Annotated in this window: 18 protein-coding genes; 15 read left to right on the forward strand and 3 right to left on the reverse strand. The window is 43.9% G+C overall.

All coding sequences use genetic code 11. The features are described 5' to 3' along the window. The first annotated feature begins 26 nt into the window (after positions 1–26). From JK628_RS04535 to JK628_RS04570, 8 genes are all read left to right on the forward strand, one after another. Positions 27–788, forward strand: a complete 762-nt coding sequence (locus JK628_RS04535) for a gamma-glutamyl-gamma-aminobutyrate hydrolase family protein (RefSeq protein WP_202288086.1) — start codon at positions 27–29, stop codon at positions 786–788. A 2-nt stretch (positions 789–790) separates the two neighbouring features. Beyond that, positions 791–2140, forward strand: coding sequence for a glutamine synthetase family protein (locus JK628_RS04540; RefSeq protein ID WP_202288087.1), 1350 nt, complete (start codon positions 791–793; stop codon positions 2138–2140). Between the two features lie 243 nt (positions 2141–2383). Continuing rightward, positions 2384–3484: a polyamine ABC transporter substrate-binding protein gene (locus JK628_RS04545; RefSeq protein WP_202288088.1), complete on the forward strand. Its 1101-nt coding sequence runs from the start codon at positions 2384–2386 to the stop codon at positions 3482–3484. A gap of 173 nt (positions 3485–3657) precedes the next feature. Next, complete coding sequence (locus tag JK628_RS04550) at positions 3658–4758, forward strand: polyamine ABC transporter substrate-binding protein (RefSeq protein WP_202288089.1); 1101 nt, start codon at positions 3658–3660, stop codon at positions 4756–4758. A gap of 109 nt (positions 4759–4867) precedes the next feature. Beyond that, positions 4868–6004 (forward strand): polyamine ABC transporter ATP-binding protein, encoded by a 1137-nt coding sequence (gene potA, locus JK628_RS04555; protein ID WP_202288090.1) that lies wholly within the window; start codon positions 4868–4870, stop codon positions 6002–6004. Positions 6005–6014: 10 nt separating this feature from the next. Next, positions 6015–6920, forward strand: a complete 906-nt coding sequence (locus JK628_RS04560; protein ID WP_202288091.1) for an ABC transporter permease subunit — start codon at positions 6015–6017, stop codon at positions 6918–6920. Next, the gene (locus JK628_RS04565) at positions 6917–7732 is read left to right on the forward strand and encodes an ABC transporter permease subunit (RefSeq protein WP_202288092.1); all 816 of its coding nucleotides are present in this window, start codon (positions 6917–6919) and stop codon (positions 7730–7732) included. The genes JK628_RS04560 and JK628_RS04565 overlap by 4 nt, the downstream gene beginning before the upstream one ends. A 181-nt stretch (positions 7733–7913) precedes the next feature. After that, a complete protein-coding gene (locus JK628_RS04570; RefSeq protein WP_202289712.1) occupies positions 7914–9200 on the forward strand; it encodes an NAD(P)/FAD-dependent oxidoreductase in 1287 nt (428 codons plus the stop codon). A gap of 164 nt (positions 9201–9364) precedes the next feature. Here JK628_RS04570 and JK628_RS04575 read toward each other — a convergent pair whose 3' ends face one another. Beyond that, positions 9365–10126: a TetR/AcrR family transcriptional regulator gene (locus JK628_RS04575; protein ID WP_202288093.1), complete on the reverse strand. Its 762-nt coding sequence runs from the start codon at positions 10124–10126 to the stop codon at positions 9365–9367. A 271-nt stretch (positions 10127–10397) separates the two neighbouring features. On the opposite strand from JK628_RS04575, the gene JK628_RS04580 reads away from it, so the two are divergent. From JK628_RS04580 to JK628_RS04600, 5 genes are read left to right on the forward strand one after another with little or no spacing between them, the layout of a single operon-like run. After that, positions 10398–11000, forward strand: coding sequence for a thioredoxin domain-containing protein (locus tag JK628_RS04580; protein WP_202288094.1), 603 nt, complete (start codon positions 10398–10400; stop codon positions 10998–11000). A 9-nt stretch (positions 11001–11009) separates the two neighbouring features. Further along, entirely contained in the window at positions 11010–11621 is a 612-nt protein-coding gene (locus tag JK628_RS04585) for a disulfide bond formation protein B (protein WP_202288095.1), read from the forward strand. Next, positions 11621–11803, forward strand: a complete 183-nt coding sequence (locus JK628_RS04590; protein WP_202288096.1) for a hypothetical protein — start codon at positions 11621–11623, stop codon at positions 11801–11803. Before JK628_RS04585 ends, JK628_RS04590 begins: the two co-directional genes overlap by 1 nt. Positions 11804–11840: 37 nt before the next feature. Then, entirely contained in the window at positions 11841–12605 is a 765-nt protein-coding gene (locus JK628_RS04595; RefSeq protein ID WP_237524139.1) for a hypothetical protein, read from the forward strand. A gap of 46 nt (positions 12606–12651) precedes the next feature. After that, complete coding sequence (locus JK628_RS04600; protein ID WP_202288097.1) at positions 12652–14358, forward strand: aryl-sulfate sulfotransferase; 1707 nt, start codon at positions 12652–12654, stop codon at positions 14356–14358. 114 nt (positions 14359–14472) lie between these two features. Here the strand turns inward: JK628_RS04600 and JK628_RS23435 are convergent, their stop codons facing one another. Then, entirely contained in the window at positions 14473–14607 is a 135-nt protein-coding gene (locus JK628_RS23435) for a hypothetical protein (RefSeq protein ID WP_272931644.1), read from the reverse strand. A gap of 331 nt (positions 14608–14938) precedes the next feature. Between JK628_RS23435 and JK628_RS04605 the strand changes: the two genes are divergently transcribed. Then, positions 14939–15397: a hypothetical protein gene (locus tag JK628_RS04605; protein WP_237524140.1), complete on the forward strand. Its 459-nt coding sequence runs from the start codon at positions 14939–14941 to the stop codon at positions 15395–15397. 117 nt (positions 15398–15514) lie between these two features. Here the strand turns inward: JK628_RS04605 and JK628_RS04610 are convergent, their stop codons facing one another. Then, on the reverse strand, positions 15515–17887 hold the full coding sequence (locus JK628_RS04610; RefSeq protein ID WP_202288098.1) for a TonB-dependent receptor: 2373 nt from the start codon (positions 17885–17887) through the stop codon (positions 15515–15517). Positions 17888–18342: 455 nt separating this feature from the next. On the opposite strand from JK628_RS04610, the gene JK628_RS04615 reads away from it, so the two are divergent. Then, a complete protein-coding gene (locus JK628_RS04615; RefSeq protein WP_202288099.1) occupies positions 18343–18597 on the forward strand; it encodes a hypothetical protein in 255 nt (84 codons plus the stop codon). Positions 18598–18601 lie beyond the last annotated feature (4 nt).

The raw sequence follows: 18601 nt of genomic DNA on the forward strand, positions 1-18601 counted from the left end.
TTAATACGAAGGATTGAAGGTGTTATATGTCGGAAGTTGGGCTCGCAGTAGTCGGTGTGACGGCATGCAATCAACAGTTGGGATTGCATCCATTTAACATAGTTGGTGAAAAATACTTATTAGCCATTGCTGATGCCACTCAATCATGGCCATTGATTATTCCTGCACTAGGGCATTGCCCTGCAGAAATCGTGTTATCGCGATTAGATGGCATTCTATTTACTGGTTCCCCCTCTAATATTGAACCTCATCATTTCGATGGTCCTGCAAGTGAAGCGGGAAGCCATCATGATCCCAAACGGGATGCTACCACTCTGCCGTTAATTCATGCGGCAATTCAAGCAGGGGTTCCGGTGCTAGGTATATGTCGTGGTTTTCAAGAGATGAATGTCGCATTTGGTGGCAGCTTGCATCAAAAACTGCATGAAGTTGGTGGTTTTATTGAACATCGCGAAGATAAAACTGCGCCTGTAGAGGAGCAATACGGTATCTCCCATGAGGTCAAGATAGAACCTGGGGGATTGCTTCACGATGCATGGGGCCGCAGCTCCGCAGAGGTGAACTCTGTGCACACTCAAGGTGTTGATCGCCTGGGTGTTGGGTTGTGGCCAGAAGCATATGCAGAGGATGGATTAATAGAAGCGTTTTCAGTTAAAGGCGCGAAAAATTTTGCATTAGGCGTTCAATGGCATCCGGAGTGGAAAGCGTTAGATAGTGCTTTTTATACCGCAATATTTAAAGCCTTTAGTCAGGCATGTCAGCGCCGTGCAGTCAGCAGAGTAAAATAATAATGAAAAAATTAATTAGCTATTTAAAAGACGAAAAAATCACTGAAGTAGAATGTGTTGTAGGTGATATGACCGGTATTGCCAGAGGCAAGATTGCGCCTGTCGGCAAGTTTATTGATGAAAAGGGTATGCGATTGCCTGAGAGCGTACTTTTGCAGACTGTGACCGGTGATTATGTTGAAGATACGGCGTATGACGCTTTATTGGATGCTGCCGATATCGATTTTGTTTGTGTCCCTGACGAAAATGCGGTGTTCAAACTGCCCTGGACTATCGAAGCCACTGCACAGGTTATTCATGATACGTACGACAAAATGGGTAATCCTATTGAACTGTCTCCACGTAACCTGCTGAAAAAAGTGCTTAAGCTATATGAAGATAAGGGCTGGAAGCCGGTTGTAGCACCTGAGATGGAGTTCTATCTTACCCGAATTAATGAAGATCCAGATCAAGCTCTGATCCCACCTATTGGTCGTTCTGGTCGCCAAGAATCTGGACGCCAGTCTTTCTCAATTGATGCCGCGAATGAGTATGACCCACTATTTGAAGATATGTATGACTGGTGCGAGATCCAAGGGTTAGATATCGACACCTTGATCCACGAGGAGGGCACCGCTCAAATGGAGATTAACTTCTCTCATGGTGATGCGCTGTCTCTAGCTGATCAAGTATTTGTCTTTAAGCGTACCTTGCGCGAAGCCGCACTGAAGCACAAGGTCTGCGCCACCTTTATGGCAAAACCGATCACTAACGAGCCTGGTAGCGCGATGCATCTGCATCAGAGCATAGTTGATATTAAATCAGGCAAGAACATCTTCACTAATGAAGATGGCACTAAAGGGCCGCTTTTCTATAGCTATATAGGTGGACTGCAAAAGTTTATCCCTGAGCTACTGCCGCTATTTGCACCTAATGTGAACTCATTCCGCCGTTTTCTACCGGGGACTTCTGCACCAGTTAACTTGGAATGGGGCGAGGAGAATCGTACTTGTGGTCTGCGTATTCCAGAATCTTCACCGCAAAATTTACGTGTTGAAAACCGGATCGCCGGTGCTGATGCCAACAGTTATTTGTCGATAGCAGCCAGTCTGTTATGTGGCTATATGGGCATGGTTGAAGACGTTAAACCTTTGACTCCCGTTCAAGGACGAGCCAATGAAACCCGTAGTGGAATTTCGTTGCCGTTAACGCTTGAAGAAGCCTTGGCTGTGATGGCTGAAAGTTCCGCTTGTCGTGAGTATTTAGGTGAAACCTTTACCAATGGTTATATCGCGGTGAAGCAAGCTGATTTAGAAAACTATCGGCAAGTGATTAGTTCTTGGGAGCGTAAATTCCTACTACTTACAGTCTAGATTGATTGTTACCTGTTGTTGATTTTGGGGATTGGCAACAGGTTACCTTTGAAGTGTTCTACATCGAAGGACTAAATGGATTCATATAGGTAACGTTTATTGTTATTTATTTGAAAACAGTAATGCAGTACCACACTGCTGATGCGGTTTTGAAGATGTAGCATTGGTTAATAAAGAATGACAAATTTTGTGACCAACAGATAGATATCCTTCTATTTGACACTCGCTACAATGGAGAAGTAAATGAGCGCTTTAAAAATGCTGAAAACAACTTCGATAATACTCAGTTTGAGTCTTGCTTCAAATATCGCACAGTCAGAAGAGATCTTGAAAGTTTATAATTGGAACGATTATATCGCCAAGGATACTTTGCAGAACTTTTATGAAGAGACTGGTATTCGCGTTATTTATGACGTCTTTGACAATATGGAAGTGGTAGAAGCTAAGTTACTTTCAGGGCATTCTGGATACGATATTATTGTGCCATCTAATGATTTTTTGACTAAGCATATTAAAATAAATGCTTTTATGCCATTAGATAAAACTCAATTGCCAAATATTAAAAATTTAAATCCAGCGTTAATGAAACAGCTTGAGAAAGCCGATCCCGGTAATAAGTATGCAGTGCCATATTTATGGGGCACGACAGGGATGGGTTATAACATTGATAAGGTCAAGAAAGTGTTAGGTGAAGAACCTCCTTTTGACTCACTGGAACTGATGTTTAATCCAAAATATGCTGAAAAAATATCTAGCTGTGGTTTTTCAATGATGGATTCGGCAGACGAAATGATGTCGCAAGCTTTGACTTATTTAAAGCTTGATCCAAATAGTCAGAATCCAGCTGATTATACCGCAGCTGCAGAGGCTATTGCTAAGGTTCGCCCTTATATTACTTACTTCCACTCGTCTCGTTATATTTCCGACCTTGCTAATGGAGACACTTGTGTAGCATTTGGTTTCTCTGGTGATGTGTTTCAAGCAGCGGCTAGAGCGGAAGAAGCTGGTAATGGCCAAAATATTGGATACTCAATTGCTAAAGAGGGGGCCAACCTTTGGTTTGATATGTTAGCAATTCCATCAGATGCTAAAAATGTAGCGAATGCTCATAAATTTATTAATTATCTGATGCGCCCAGAGGTTATTGCTGAAATCACTAATTATGTGGCTTACGCGAACCCTAATGATAAAGCACAGACGATGGTTGATGCCGTCATTATGAATAACCCTGGGATTTATCCGAGCCAAGAAGTAATCGATAATTTATATATACGTAAAACACGTCCAATGAAGGTTCAGCGCAAAATGACTAGAGCTTGGACTAAAGCTAAGTCAGGGATCTGATTGAAATAAACTGCATAGGCTATTTAAAGCCTATGTAGTTTTTACTTTCAGAACATTACCGATGCAGTTTATAGAAGTAGTATTGGTTAATAATAAAAACTACAGCCGATATAACGGCAATACCAAACGAACAGCAGAAGCTTAACTTATGCTGTTACGCTAAAGGAGAACATATGAAACTTTTTAAGAAAGTAACCACTCTAGCCCTCGTCACTGCAAGTGTTTTGGCCAGCAGTACCATTTATGCAGAGGAGGTCGTTCGCGTTTATAATTGGTCAGATTATATTGCCGAAGATACGTTAGAGAATTTCCATAAAGAAACTGGCATTCGAGTCGTCTACGATGTGTTTGACAGTAATGAAGTGGTTGAAGCAAAGTTGCTATCAGGGCGCTCGGGTTACGATATCGTTGTGCCATCAAATAGTTTTTTAGCTAAGCAGATTAAAGCTGGCGCATTTCAAAAGCTTGATTCGAACCAACTCACTAATCATAAAAATTTAAGCCCGGAGTTAATGACCCAGCTTGAGTCTGCCGACCCCGGCAATCAATACTCTGTACCTTATCTTTGGGGCACCAACGGCATCGGCTACAATGCCGATAAAGTGAAGGCGGCGTTAGGTGAAGATGCACCGGTTGATTCATTAGAGCTTATCTTTAATCCCAAGTACGCTGAGAAGTTGTCGAAGTGTGGTATCTCTCTATTAGATAGCGCAGATGAGATGATCCCTATGGCGCTTATCTATTTAGGACTCGACCCGAACAGCACTAAAGCGGATGATTTTAAGAAGGCCGGTGAAGTTTTAGGTAAAGTGCGTCCCTATATTACGTACTTCCACTCTTCACGCTATATCACTGACTTAGCGAATGGTGACATCTGTGTCGCGTTTGGTTATTCAGGCGATATTTTCCAAGCGGCAGCACGCGCCGAAGAAGCGGAAAATGGCCATGTTATTGAGTACTCAATTCCGCAAGAGGGCTCAAACTTATGGTTTGATATGTTAGCCATTCCTTCGGATGCCGCTAACGTGAAAAATGCCCACACCTTTATTAACTACCTGCTTCGTCCAGAAGTGATTGCGCCTATTAGTAACTACGTTGCTTATGCTAATCCTAACGTTCCTGCATTGCCGTTGGTTGATGAAGAGGTGCGTACTAATACCTCTATCTACCCAACAAAAGAGGTGTTAGATCGCCTTTATGTCGGTGATGTTCGTCCAATGAAATCACAACGTGCATTGACACGTGTGTGGACAAAAGTGAAATCGGGTTATTAGTCAAAATTTGGGCAAGGTATTTACCTTGCCTTTTTGATCAACAGCAAAAATAGACACAATTTTAAAAGATAAGCCTTGGACCTTAAGGCTTATCTGTTGGAGAAGTAATATGACTAGTACCTTGGGCGTCACCAATAAACCGATTACAAAGACGCAAGGCGAAGTGCTACTTCAGATCGACCGAGTCAGCAAACTATTTGATGAAGTGCGCGCAGTAGATGATGTGTCACTGAGTATTAAAAAAGGCGAGATTTTTGCACTGCTGGGTGGTTCGGGGTCGGGTAAATCAACCTTGCTGCGCATGCTCGCAGGTTTTGAAAAACCGTCTGAAGGACGTATTTTCCTTGATGGCGAAGACATTACCGATATGCCGCCACATGAACGACCAATCAATATGATGTTTCAGTCTTACGCACTCTTTCCACATATGTCAGTGGCACAAAATATTGCCTTTGGACTGAAGCAAGACAAGTTGCCAAAAGCAGAGATAGAAGCGCGAGTGCAGGAGATGCTGAAGCTGGTACATATGGAAGATTATGCCAAGCGCAAGCCTAACCAACTGTCGGGCGGACAACGTCAGCGCGTAGCGTTGGCGCGCTCACTCGCTAAACGGCCTAAGTTGCTGCTGCTCGATGAGCCTATGGGCGCACTCGACAAGAAGTTGCGTACTCAGATGCAACTCGAGGTGGTGGATATTCTTGAATCAGTGGGGGTGACGTGCGTAATGGTGACCCACGATCAAGAGGAAGCGATGACAATGGCGGCGCGAATTTCGATCATGAATGATGGTTGGATCGCACAAACCGGATCACCAACCGATATCTATGAAAGCCCTAGTAGCCGTATGGTTGCAGAGTTTATTGGTAGCGTTAACCTGTTTGAAGGCCAGATCGTTGAAGATCAAGCCGATCACCTGATGATTGAAAGCCAGGGTTTGGCACAAAAAATATATATTGCTCATGGTGTTTCGACCAGCGTCGATGATAAAACAGTTTGGGTTGCAGTACGTCCTGAAAAGACGCGTATTACTCGCGAGCAACCTCAAGGTGAGCATAACTGGTCCAGTGGTGTAGTTGAAGATATTGCCTATTTAGGCGGTATTTCGGTGTATTACATCCGCCTGCCGAACAAGCAGTTAATTCAAACCATCATGACTAACCGTGAACGTCGTTCAGATCCTCCTACGTGGGAAGAAGCGGTTTTCATTAGTTGGGAGGCCACCAGCGGAGTGGTCCTTAGATCATAAGGAATCGATCATGAAAAAGCCGTTAAAATTTCGATTACCCAAAGGCCAATGCTGGACCATAGGTGTCCCCTATTTTTGGCTGTTATTGTTTTTTGCACTGCCTTTCGCCATTGTACTTAAGATTAGTTTCTCAACTCCAATGATTGCGATCCCCCCCTACGAGCCGCTATTTGAATACGCTGAAGAGTCACTCAATATTATGCTTAATTTGGGCAACTATTTGCTCATTCTCGACGACTCACTGTATTACAACGCCTATTTAGGTTCCCTGAAGATGGCAACCATCTCCACCATTGGTTGTTTGCTTATCGGTTACCCGATGGCCTACGCCATTGCTAGGGCACCCAAAAGTAGCCAAATGCTGTTAGTACTATTGGTGATGCTGCCGACGTGGACTTCGTTTCTTATCCGGGTTTACGCGTGGATGGGGATCTTGAGCAACAATGGTGTTATCAATAATATATTGATGTGGACCGGACTTATCTCTGAGCCGCTGCAGATATTAAACACCAATACTGCGGTGTATATCGGCATTATCTATACCTATCTGCCATTTATGATCTTGCCGCTGTATGCGACCTTGTCTCAACTTGATATGAGCTTATTGGAAGCGGCATCGGATCTTGGTTCTCGCAGCTTAAACACCTTTTGGAAAGTTACACTGCCTTTATCTAAGGGCGGCGTTATCGCTGGCTCTATGTTGGTGTTTATTCCTGTTGTTGGGGAGTTTGTTATTCCTGAACTACTGGGTGGGCCCGATTCCTTAATGATAGGTAAAGTGTTGTGGCAGGAGTTCTTTAATAACCGCGATTGGCCAGTAGCCTCAGCGCTAGCGATTGTGATGTTAGGGTTATTGATTATACCAATCACACTATTTCATCGTTATCAGGCACGCGAGATGGAGAAAGAAGCATGAAGAAGTTAAGTTTCTCTACCGTAATGCTGTGGGCTGGGATGTTTTTTCTCTATGCCCCGATGTTTATTCTGGTTTTCTACTCGTTTAACGAATCCAAATTGGTCACAGTTTGGGGCGGTTTTTCAACTAAATGGTATGGCGAGCTGTTTCGCGATCAACAGATCCTTGATGCGGTAGGCACCAGTTTACAGGTGGCCTTTTATGCCTCCACGATGGCGGTGATCCTTGGCACTATGGCGGCATTTGTGATGACACGTTTTGCCCGTGGTTGGGGCAAGTTGACTCTGTCGAATATGATCACTGCACCACTGGTGATGCCAGAAGTTATCACTGGTTTGTCACTGCTATTGCTGTTTGTGCATATGGCCGACTTTTTAGGCTGGCCAGCGGAGCGCGGTATGCTCACTATTTGGATCGCACATTCGACATTCTGCGCGGCATATGTCGCTGTGGTGGTGTCTTCTAGGCTGCGTGAAATTGACCGTTCAATTGAAGAAGCGGCTCAGGATTTGGGAGCAACGCCATTTAAGACGTTTTTCCAGATAACGGTACCTATGATCTCCCCGGCGATAATTGCAGGCTGGTTGTTATCGTTCAGCTTATCGCTTGATGATTTGGTTATCGCCAGCTTTGCCTCTGGCCCTGGCGCCACAACATTACCTATGGTGGTGTTCTCATCGGTAAGAATGGGGGTATCACCAAAGATAAATGCCTTAGCGACCCTGATTATCTTGTTGGTATCGTTAATTGCATTTGTCTCTTGGTACTTTGCTCGAAGAGCCGAAGCCAAGCAGCGTGCAAGCTCAGCTTAGCTTTTCAGGTATGGCAATGTGGGGCTGAGCTCTGCATTGTCGACCATAAACAATCAGCAAGAAAAGTTGAAGGCGATGAGCTGTTAAGCAGCTCGTTTATCGAGATTGTAAGATTCGCTTTTTTAAAGCGTAAAGGACAGAAGTTATGTCAATAATAAATAACCAAAGGCAGGCGGAAACCATGAGCAGTACTCCACACGCAGATTCATATTACGCGGCATCAGCCAACGACAAAACTGAGCGCGGTCAACTACAAGACAACATCGACACTGATATTTGTATTATCGGTGCCGGTTATACTGGCCTGTCGACCGCATTGCACCTTTTAGAGATGGGTTACAGCGTTACCGTACTCGAAGCTGCGCGCATTGGTTGGGGCGCATCGGGCCGCAATGGTGGTCAGATCGTCAATAGCTTTAGTCGCGATATCGACTCTATTGAAAAGACAGTTGGCACAGATGCTGGCAAGCTATTTGGTGAGATGGCATTTGAAGGTGCGCGGATAATTAAAGAGCGTATTAGCCAATATAACATTCAGTGTGACCTGCAAGATGGCGGTGTGTTTGCCGCGCTTAACGACAAGCAGATGGGGCACCTGCAAGCGCAAAAAGTGCTGTGGGAAAAGCATGGTCATATGAACCATCTCGAGCTTTTGGATAAAAATGATATTCGCAAAGTCGTCGGTACTGAAGCTTATGTCGGTGGGCTGCTGGATAATAGTGGTGGTCACATTCATCCACTAAATTTGGCGCTTGGCGAAGCTAAAGCAGTAGAGTCTTTAGGCGGTAAGATCTATGAAGATTCGGCGGTGATTAAGGTCGATGAAGGCGAAAGCCCTGTGGTGCATACGGCGCATGGTAGCGTTAAGTCTAAATTCGTGGTGGTAGCAGGTAATGCCTATCTCGGCGGTTTAATACCAAAACTGCAAGCCAAGGCGATGCCGTGTGGCACACAGGTGATCACCACTGAACCGCTAAGTGATGAACTAGCAAAGAGCTTACTGCCGCAGAATTACTGTGTTGAAGACTGTAACTATCTATTGGATTACTTCCGTTTGTCGGGTGACAATCGCCTTATCTACGGTGGTGGTGTGGTTTATGGAGCTCGCGATCCGGCTGATATAAAGTCGATTATCACCCCGAAAATGCTGAAAACCTTTCCGCAACTGAAAGATGTTAGAATCGACTATGCATGGACAGGTAACTTCTTGCTGACGCTGTCTCGTTTACCGCAAGTTGGCCGTATTGGTAGCAATATCTATTACTCCCAAGGTTGCAGTGGTCATGGGGTAACCTACACCCATTTGGCGGGTAAGATCTTAGCCGAAGCGATTAACGGCCAAGCGACTCGATTTGACGCATTTGCAGATTTGCCTCACTATCCATTCCCGGGTGGCCATAAGCTTCAAGTTCCCTTTAGTGCAATTGGTGCCTGGTATTACACCATGCGCGATAAGTTAGGTGTTTAAACCTAGGTATTTCGGCTAAGGCGATACATACGGAAAGGCGCTTCGTGGTTGATGTCTCGCCTTTAGCCTAAAGCACGAAAGCATCGTGAATAGTCTATATCTTGAAGTAAAAAAGCCTGCATTGCAGGCTTTCTTATTATCTCAGAGAGGTTACAATATTTCTTCTATAGCTCAATGGTCTCTTTGAGTGACTCCATAGTCAGTGCGTAATGGCGCATATCTAATTGAGGGTCTTTGCTCACCATCGGGGATAGAGTTTCGAGCATTTTTTCATAGCAAAGTGAAGGGCACATTGTTTGCCATTTTAGTCCCTGCATAATCCAGCATAGTGCATCAAACGTAGGTCTTAAGTCACAATCATAGCCAAACTGTCTTAAAAACCTGTTTTGTCCCATCGCAACAGCCCCTCTTTCCACCTCATTTAGTAAGAATATGCACTTAAGAATATCTTCCTTGCTTGACAGTAGTTCGCCTTCAGCAATAGCTTGCTTCCACACACTCTGTGCTTGCTCTTTTACTTCAATGAAAAGTACCTGTAAATTGCCGACGAATTCAGGACTTGCAAGCTTGTAGATATGAGGGTTTACGCCTACAAAATTGACACAAAGATCATCTTTACCCGCCGCCCAACACTTCATTGGGTCAAATGCTATTGAGTATATTATTTTCTCTTGGTTAGACAGTGAATCTGAATTAATTATGTGATTAACATTGTCTGAAACATCATTGATGTGCTGGATATAAAGTGAGACAACAATATCCTCTTTGCACTTAAAGTAATTATACAAAGTTTTCTTTGAACAGCCTGCTCGGCTGGCAATTGTCGCCATTTTAAAAGAGCACATACCCTGCTCTTTTATTACCTCTGAAGATACTTTTAAAATATCAATTATAACCTGTGGTGGATTCAGCAAATAGTTGTTCATACGAGGTATCTTCTTTAATCACTCTCCTTTTATAGTGTCACTATCATCATTATTTAGCGCTCTGATTTTAGGTATAAAATCAGAATCTGTGACAAGTATTAAAATAATTTAATGTTTGGGATTGGCCTAACAAATTGCTGCCAATTTGTGAAATTGTGCCTTTAAAACGTAAACCTTTAGTTTCCTATAAGATGATTTTTGCTCACGGAACACAACTCAGCACCTCGTTAACATAATCATCAGAAACCAACCTGATAATTATTGAGGCAACATGAAAGCATCTCTTACTACATTGGCAGCAGCATTGTTCATGACATTCACTGCATCTGCAGCAAACGTAATTGATATCGATACCCCGGCGCTGGATAACACGGTTCAAAAAGTTTACTCAGTCTATTGCCCATTCTGCTACAAGTACGAAAAAGCAGTTACCCCTAACCTAATCAAGAACCTACCTAGCGGCACTGAGTTTCAAGGGGTCTGCCTAGAAAACAAGGGAGAGCTTGGCACTGAATCTTGCGAAGTTCTCGCCGCCGCAGACACCATCAGCCACGAAAAGTACCAAGCGGCAAAGTTAGCTATGTACGCTGCTGTACACGACAAAAAACTAAAAAATGTTAAAGGAGCTGGTGCGGTCAAGGGAGAGTTAGCGGCAATTGGTCTTGCGGCAGCGGGCATGTCACAGGCGGATTTTGATAAGGCACTTAGCTCCAAAGCCGCGCAAGAAAAGCTGGCATACGATCGCACTATCGCGCTAACGATCGCCAAGGTAAAAGGTATTCCGGCCATTGTCATCGGCGGCAATAAGTTAGTCGATACGTCCACCGTATCTTCTCTGCCAGATCTTGATCAAACCATCAAGAATAACCTTTAGGAGCTGAGCATGATTACCAACTTTAAACAGTGGCTAGGTCAGTTGCGACAGCAGCCTTTACTAACGTTAGAGGCGACACAAGAGCAAAGAACCGTTTGGGCAGTTATGGCATTCGCCTGTGTGTTTTTACTAGGCTCGGCCATGGGCTATTTCCAGTGGTTTTTAGAGATGGCGCCATGCGAAAACTGTGTCTATATCCGTTTTAGCCAGTTCTGCATATTGATCGCTGGCGTCATTATGCTGATTAACCCAAAGAACATGGTGCTTAAGATTATCGGCTTAGTGTTGGCCTGGTACGGCATCATTTATGGGCTGGACAAGGCCATTATTCTTTCGGGTCAACACGTGGCATCACATGCTGCCGACACTGGTTTAGATCTCTTCCAATCTGGTCAAGGTGCAAATGCTTGCTCCTTAGAGCCCAAGTTCCCATTAGGTTTACCGCTACACGAGTGGCTTCCCTATGAGTTCGCACCAAGTGGGATCTGTGGTGAGGATGACTGGTCGCTGTTTGGCCTGAATATGGCTCAGTACTGCATTATCAGCTACTGCGTGTTCATTGCTTGCGCACTGCCACTGACCATTGCATTTATCAGCAAAACGTTGAAAAGGGGTAAGTAATGAAACTGTTCATTGCGGTTGCAATCTTTACAGCACTACTTGTCGGCTGTACCTCAGCTCCAAGAGCGGTAGAGGTCATCACCTATCAGGACGGCAGCATTGTTTGCAAAACCATTACTGATGAAGCAACAGAGTATATCGATATTAAAACTGCTTCAGAGTGTTCTATCAAAGACTTATAGCCAAAAAAATGACAAGTAATAGATCAGGGTGATAAAGATGAAGATGAAGAAAACCGCACTAATGATGGGCTTGCTGGGGGGGATGATTGTGCCTGCTGCCAGTGCCAGTATGCTCGCCATCGAGACCGGCATTATGGACTGGAGCGATAGCACCGAGGCCTATTTTGGTGAGGGCAAAAGTGAGAATGAATTTGTCACCATCAAGGGCGCAACAGGCAGTGCTTTTGGCGATGTTTATGCGCACATTAAGTTAGAAGACTTTACTGATTCGGACATGATTGGTTCGGAAATAAATATCATCGGCCAAATCAATATTGGCGACAGTGATTTCAATTGGTACGGACAAGTGTTTAGCAAGCAGAAGCCAGTTTGGTCTGAGACTAACAGCTTACTTGGCTTTAGCCATGACAAGACATGGGATAACGGTTGGTACACCCAAGTTGCAGTGGCTGGTCATATTGTTACCTCTGACTACAACCATTTCAGCAAGCCTGATGGCGATAAGTTTGACGCTAACGGCTTTAACGGCGGCTATGCCTATTTGGCGCTAAATAAGAGCTTTAGCGCGTTAAGTCAGGACTTTACATTTGGTTGGTGGCAAGAGCATTACTTTGGCCGCGGCGATGACTACCTAGTGGTGTCTGGTGATGTGGAAGATCACGGATTTAATGGTCAAGCCACTCTTCGCTGGCATGTAGCAGGCGGTTTATCGGCCGCAATTCAATACCGTTACGCGCAAAATAATCTTGGTAAAGAGGGTTGGCAAAACGCCATTTTCTACTCAATGCAATACAACTTCTAATCAAAATATTTAAAGAAATCAAAACAATTATATTCTGGAGTTTTAGATGAAAAAGACAATTTTAGCGACATCATTAGCCATTGGCTTAATCGGTTTAAGTGGCGCAGCAGTTGCTGGTGGTGACTGGGCTGATAAATACCTAACCACGGTAAAGACTCAAGGTCAGATAGGTATCGTTAAAGTAAACCCTTACGATTTTGCGCCATTAACGGCGATTATTGACCTCAACGGTTTTGACATCTCTAATGTAGAAGTCCGTGTCGAGCCAAAAGCTGGCGGTGTGCCTATCGAATACCCAGTAGATGATGTTGCGGTGACGACTCATAATGGTATCCCTGTATTTGGTCTTTATGCTGACTATCAAAATACGGTAAGTGTTAAATATGTTAAGAACGGGGAAAAGGTTTCCGAGAAATATAAAATCAATACTGGACCGGTGAAAAAACTATTGTTTGATGGTCAGACCCGTACTTTCCCAGAGGTTAAGCCTGTTAAAGTTGACCATGAATTTAAAGATAGACTTTACATGGTCAACCACTTAGGTGCTGATGACAAAACCGAAGGCTGGGATAACTACCCTGTGGTGTTTGTTGCCGATACCACCGGTGAAGTTCGCTGGTTTATGGATTGGGATAAGGTCTACGATCAGGAGACAACAAAAGGCATCGCGATGGGTTTCCATTTAGCCGATAACGGCGAGCTTTATTGGGGACAAGATCATTACTATGCTCGATATGACATGCTTGGTCGTAAGGTATTTAAGCGTGAGATGCCACGGGGCTTTACCGGCTTTTCACATGCGATGCTAGAGATGCCAAACGGCCATTATCTATTGCGAGTGGCCAAAGAGAAGTATCTGCGTGAAGACGGTAAGCGTATTGATACCGTCCGCGACCATGTTATTGAAGTTGATCAAACAGGTAACGTTGTACACGTGTGGGACTTCAACAAAATATTTAATAATATGCGTGACGATCTACTCGTTGGCCTTGATAGCGGCGCGGTATGCCTCAATGTTGATGAAAATCATGCTGGCGAGACCATGGATATTGAACCTGATGCTCCGTATGGCGATCTGCCAGGCGTTGCAGCCGGACGTAACTGGGCCCACATCAACTCGATTGAATACGATGCAAAAGATGACACTGTTATTGTCTCTATGCGTCATCAAGGAACAGCTAAAGTTGGTCGTGATGGTGATGTTAAATGGATCCTTGCCGCGAACAAAGGCTGGGGAGATCTTAGTGATAAAGTGTTAACCCCTGTCGACGCTAAAGGTAAGAAGTTAGATTGTGATGAAAATGGCCGTTGTAGTGACTCTGATTTTGATTTCCCTTGGACTCAGCACACCTCCTGGTTAACTTCGCGTGGCACATTAGTTTCATTCGATAATGGTGATGGCCGTTACTTTGAACAACCTGCTATCCCAACAATGAAGTACTCTCGTGGTGTCGAGTATAAGATCAACGAAGACAATATGACGGTTGAGCAGACTTTTGAATATGGCAAAGAGCGTGGCTATGAGTGGTATTCAGCCATCACTTCAAATATTGAATGGCGTGAAAAGAGTGAAACCTTCTTTATGTATTCTGCAGCAGCTGGATTGTTCAGCGGTGAGCCAGGTAAACACTTTATTAATGAAGTGACTGAAGATGGCAAGGTAAAAGTAGAGCTAACAATTAACTCTATGGCGAAGACTGAGCCCTCTTATCGAGCGCTAATCGTTGAGCCTAAGAAGTTATTTAACCAGTAGGATTGCTGATACAAGGCCGCTAAAGTAGCGGCCTAAGCAGTATGTCGACTAGTAAAACGGGTGCACTGTGAGGCAGTTCATCTTAAAGTTAATATTTGCTATGGGCACGCTTAGTTAAGGTTTGCTATTTGAAAAGCGCTTTTGGAGCCTATTAATGCTAACACCTAAACCTATCACCAGCAGTTCAACCACGCCGATGCCGATTAAGATATAAAATAACGCGGGAACATGCTTAATAAAATCCATCATCAACTCTCTTTTTGTTGGTGAGATACATCCTGTTACTTATAACCACTATCCCATAGTTGTCATACTCGCTTTTTGATGCTGATCACAAGTTATATTGCTTTTGTGAGTGAGCAGGGCTTTTCTTTGCGTGGTAAGCTGAAATTCGGCTAAGAGGCTTTGCATCAGCCACAACAAGCAGCATGAGTGTAAAACGCTTTGAAATAATCTAACTTGATAATGCCACGCGGCGCTGCTAGCTTTTAAGGCAGTATTTTATGCTGAATGAAGATTTGCTGTTTGGGTCTATAAGCCTAATTAATCTTGCCAATATAATTGAGGTTAGAGGATTAATATGAGTTGTCTAAAAACAGTAGTATTACTTTGTGGCATTATTTTTTCTGCTATGTCAGTTGCAGGTGACGGACATGATGCAGGTCCTTCAAGTGGTGCTAAAGATATGCCTGGTGCTAAAGGGGTATTTGCATTCAAGCCAAGTGATTGGACGGAAGGGGAAAAGACCTGGTGGAAAGACAGTGATGGCGTTGCTCCCGGTGTCGCTGGTTGCCATATCGGAACCGATGAAGAAGGCACTCCCAACGGTAGAATGTTTGGCGAAGCTTGTATGGACAATGGCTTACTTGTCGAGTCAAATCCAGGTAAAGGCGTAGTCCACTCCCATACTAATGACACGGGTCATCCAGATAAATTTGACTGTAATGTCTGGTGTGTCGCTACAGGTAATAGTAGCGGTATGTGTACCATTGCTGCTGCAGCCCCTTGTGAACAATCGGCGAAGTGCGTTTGTAAATAGCGTTTTATTATTCCATTTAAAAAGCGAACCCTTCAGTAGCAATATGAACGGGTTCGCTTTGTTATTAAGCCACTAAAGAGGTAGCTTTAGCCGACTTCCTATCCTGCCAACCTCGGCTTATAAGTTGAACTCTCCACGCAGTGTTAGTGCAAATTGTCTCGCTGCGCCTAGACTTGGCGTACGAGTAAAGTTAGTGGTGATGTACTCCTCATCAAACAAATTTTTACCTTGTAAGTAGATGCCAATATCTTGCCATTCATAACCCAGTTGCATATTGACCAAGGTTCGGCTGTCATTTTGCAAGTCAAACTCAGCATCCCCCTCTTTTAGACCTTCTCTGTAAGGATTGACACGGTTTGGAGAACCGCTGGCATAATTGGCATTTAAGTTGGCAAAAATACCATTGTCAGCGGTGTAGGTCGCCCCGATATTTCCGCTCCATTCAGGTGCAGTAAACTGCCTACCTGATAGATCGTTTACAATCGGTGTTGTTTCGGTTGGAATACTGATAACAAAATCGGTAAATTCACTCTTAGCTTGACCAAGTGAGGCATAGAGCGCCAATTCGTCTGAGGCTTGATAACTCAATTCAAGTTCGAAGCCTTTCACGTTTGACTGACCGGCATTGACGGTTTCAGTGTCGTAACGGTTTGGCGATAGTTGTACTGTCACTTGCTGATCTTGCCAGTCAACATAGAACAGGTTGGCGTTGGCAACAAGATCGCCATCTAACCATGTCGAACGAAATGAGAACTCATAGTTATAGGTAAACTCTGGATCATACTCGTATACATTTGCTCGGGCGGTGTTGATACCAACACCGCCTGAACGGTAGCCTTTCTGGAACGATAAGCTGGTGATCAAATCTTCTGACCAGTTATAACTTACGCCAATTTTAGGCAATATGGTGTTGAAGTCAGTCTCAATTTGAGGTGTTGTTTGTGAAGCATTACTGGCGAGATCGGTAAACATCTTATTGATGCCTGCAATAAGCGGTGATATCGCTTCGTAAGGGGTGCCAATATAACTGGCAGGATCTGGCATCTTGTCTTTATTTAAGATGACATATTGCGCGCTATTCTGTGTTTCTTGGTTTTCTCGGTCAAAACGAATACCGGCAAAAATATCCCATTTATCGGTTACATTCCACACACCGTCAGCGAACAATGCATAACTTGAAATCGTTTGCTGTGATGATGAAAGGGCACTGGTGTGGGCTGGATCAAGCTCAGCATATTGTCCAACAACTAAATCGGCGATAGGTTCGCTTAAGCCATATCTTGCCTGCAATATATCACTGGTTAGTCCGAGGCGGTTTAGCTTTAAGTTATTTAAGCCATTGGTATGATCATCGACTTCGGTTTTAAAGAAGTAGCCCCCGATAACACCGCTTAAGCTATCGTATTCAAAAGTAAGCCTTAGCTCTTGGCTAAGAGAATCTGTGGCATTTTTGTAGTAACTTACGCTACCGGTATCTTCTGGAAATGCAGCTCCTGATATCGCAAGGAAGTCGGAATCCCATTGGTAGTCAGTATCGATACCAGACCATGTAGTGTAAGAGGAGAGATTCCAAATATCACTGAGGTCATACTGCAGCTCTAGCACGACCATATCCGCGCGAGTGGCTTCGTTGCGCTCGTCATTGTTAAAGGTGTGGCGATTGCTAAAGGGATCTTCACCCTCGGCTATCTCAACGGCTGTGTTGCCGAAGGTACTATCGGCATACGTATAACCTAGCTGAGCAGAAAACTCAGGTAAAGCCGATGGTTGATAGAGTAACTTGAGTCTGTAAGTTGCGTCATCGTGAAAATCAGAGCTTTCATTGCGAGTAAGGTTTTCATTGTAGCCATCGATCTCTTTTTTTTCGCCGCTAAAACGAAATGCCAATTCATCTTCAATTAGTCCGCCGCCAATGGCTACGCCAATCTCCTTTTGGCCATTTTCACCCACCGTTAATTGGTATTTTCCCTCCCACTCTTGAGTGGGCGTTTGGGTGGTCATGATCACTGCACCTGCTAGCGCATTACGACCTTGCAGCGTGGACTGCGGGCCTCTTAACACTTCAACTTGCTTAGCATCCCAAGTTGAGAATGCACCACCATAGATCATGCGTTCTGGTAGCGGCGCGCCATCAACATATACGCTCGCTAAAAAACTGTTACCACCACCAGAGACATTGAACCCGTCGATACCACGAATACTAAAACTGCGATTTTCTGAAGTATGTGTATTGGCTGTGTTGATCATTACTTCACGGAAACTATTAATGTTTTCCTGCTCAAGCTGTTTCTCAGTCAATACCGCAACACTGGTGGTGGTTTCTTGAACACTGCGGGCTATTTTCTGCCCGGTTACCATGATCCTTTCAATGTTACTGGTATCGGCTTTATCAGCTTCTTCGGCGGAAACCGACAAGCAAGCAAACGCAGTTGGAACGATTACGCCTAAGCGTATTGCACTAGTAATAAAGTTTAATTTAGCTGAAAACATGTCATACGACCCAAATGATAATAGTTGCTATTTGTATTGGACGGCATGCTATCACAACCTACTTGTAATTCGATAACGTATTTACGATAATAAATACAAATCGTTATCATTTGTATTTAATTGCGGGTTGTTTACATGGTATTTCTCGGGGTATTTTTTTTATGGGTAGGGTGCTTGATTAGCTATTTATCATCTAATAAACAGAAGCTTAAAAATAATAGCTTAGGCAAGATCCCTGCTTGGTTATTGTTTTCTGTTTGTCTAATGTTGGCCACATATTGCTTTACATACAGCTATGGATTGGTGGTCTCAATGTTAAATACGGTAATGCTAGTGATGACAATGTGGTTGTTATTGGTGATTTTTTCATCTCATATTAATCGGCGGCTAGTACTAGTTGCAACATTAGGTATGAGTTTATTTACCAGTGTTGTTTTAATAGGAATTAAATAATCATGTGGCCTAAATCAATAACGGCATTTTTCGGCGGCTTAGCACTTTCTGTCAGCATTATGTTGAGTCTCTATCTGTTACTCCCCCTCGCAATCGACATCAAGTTGCTCATTGGCTTGATTGCTGGGTTCCTTATTTGGGTCGGTGCTATGGTTTATTACTATAGCTATAACAGTGCTAAAGCCAGCAGCATTGCTTGCATTAAGTTACTGCTGCTCAGTGCCGCGGTTAACACCTTTCTTTTTTTGACGAAGTAATCAA

Origin of the sequence: Shewanella sp. KX20019 (genome assembly GCF_016757755.1) — a bacterium.
Lineage (GTDB): Bacteria > Pseudomonadota > Gammaproteobacteria > Enterobacterales > Shewanellaceae > Shewanella.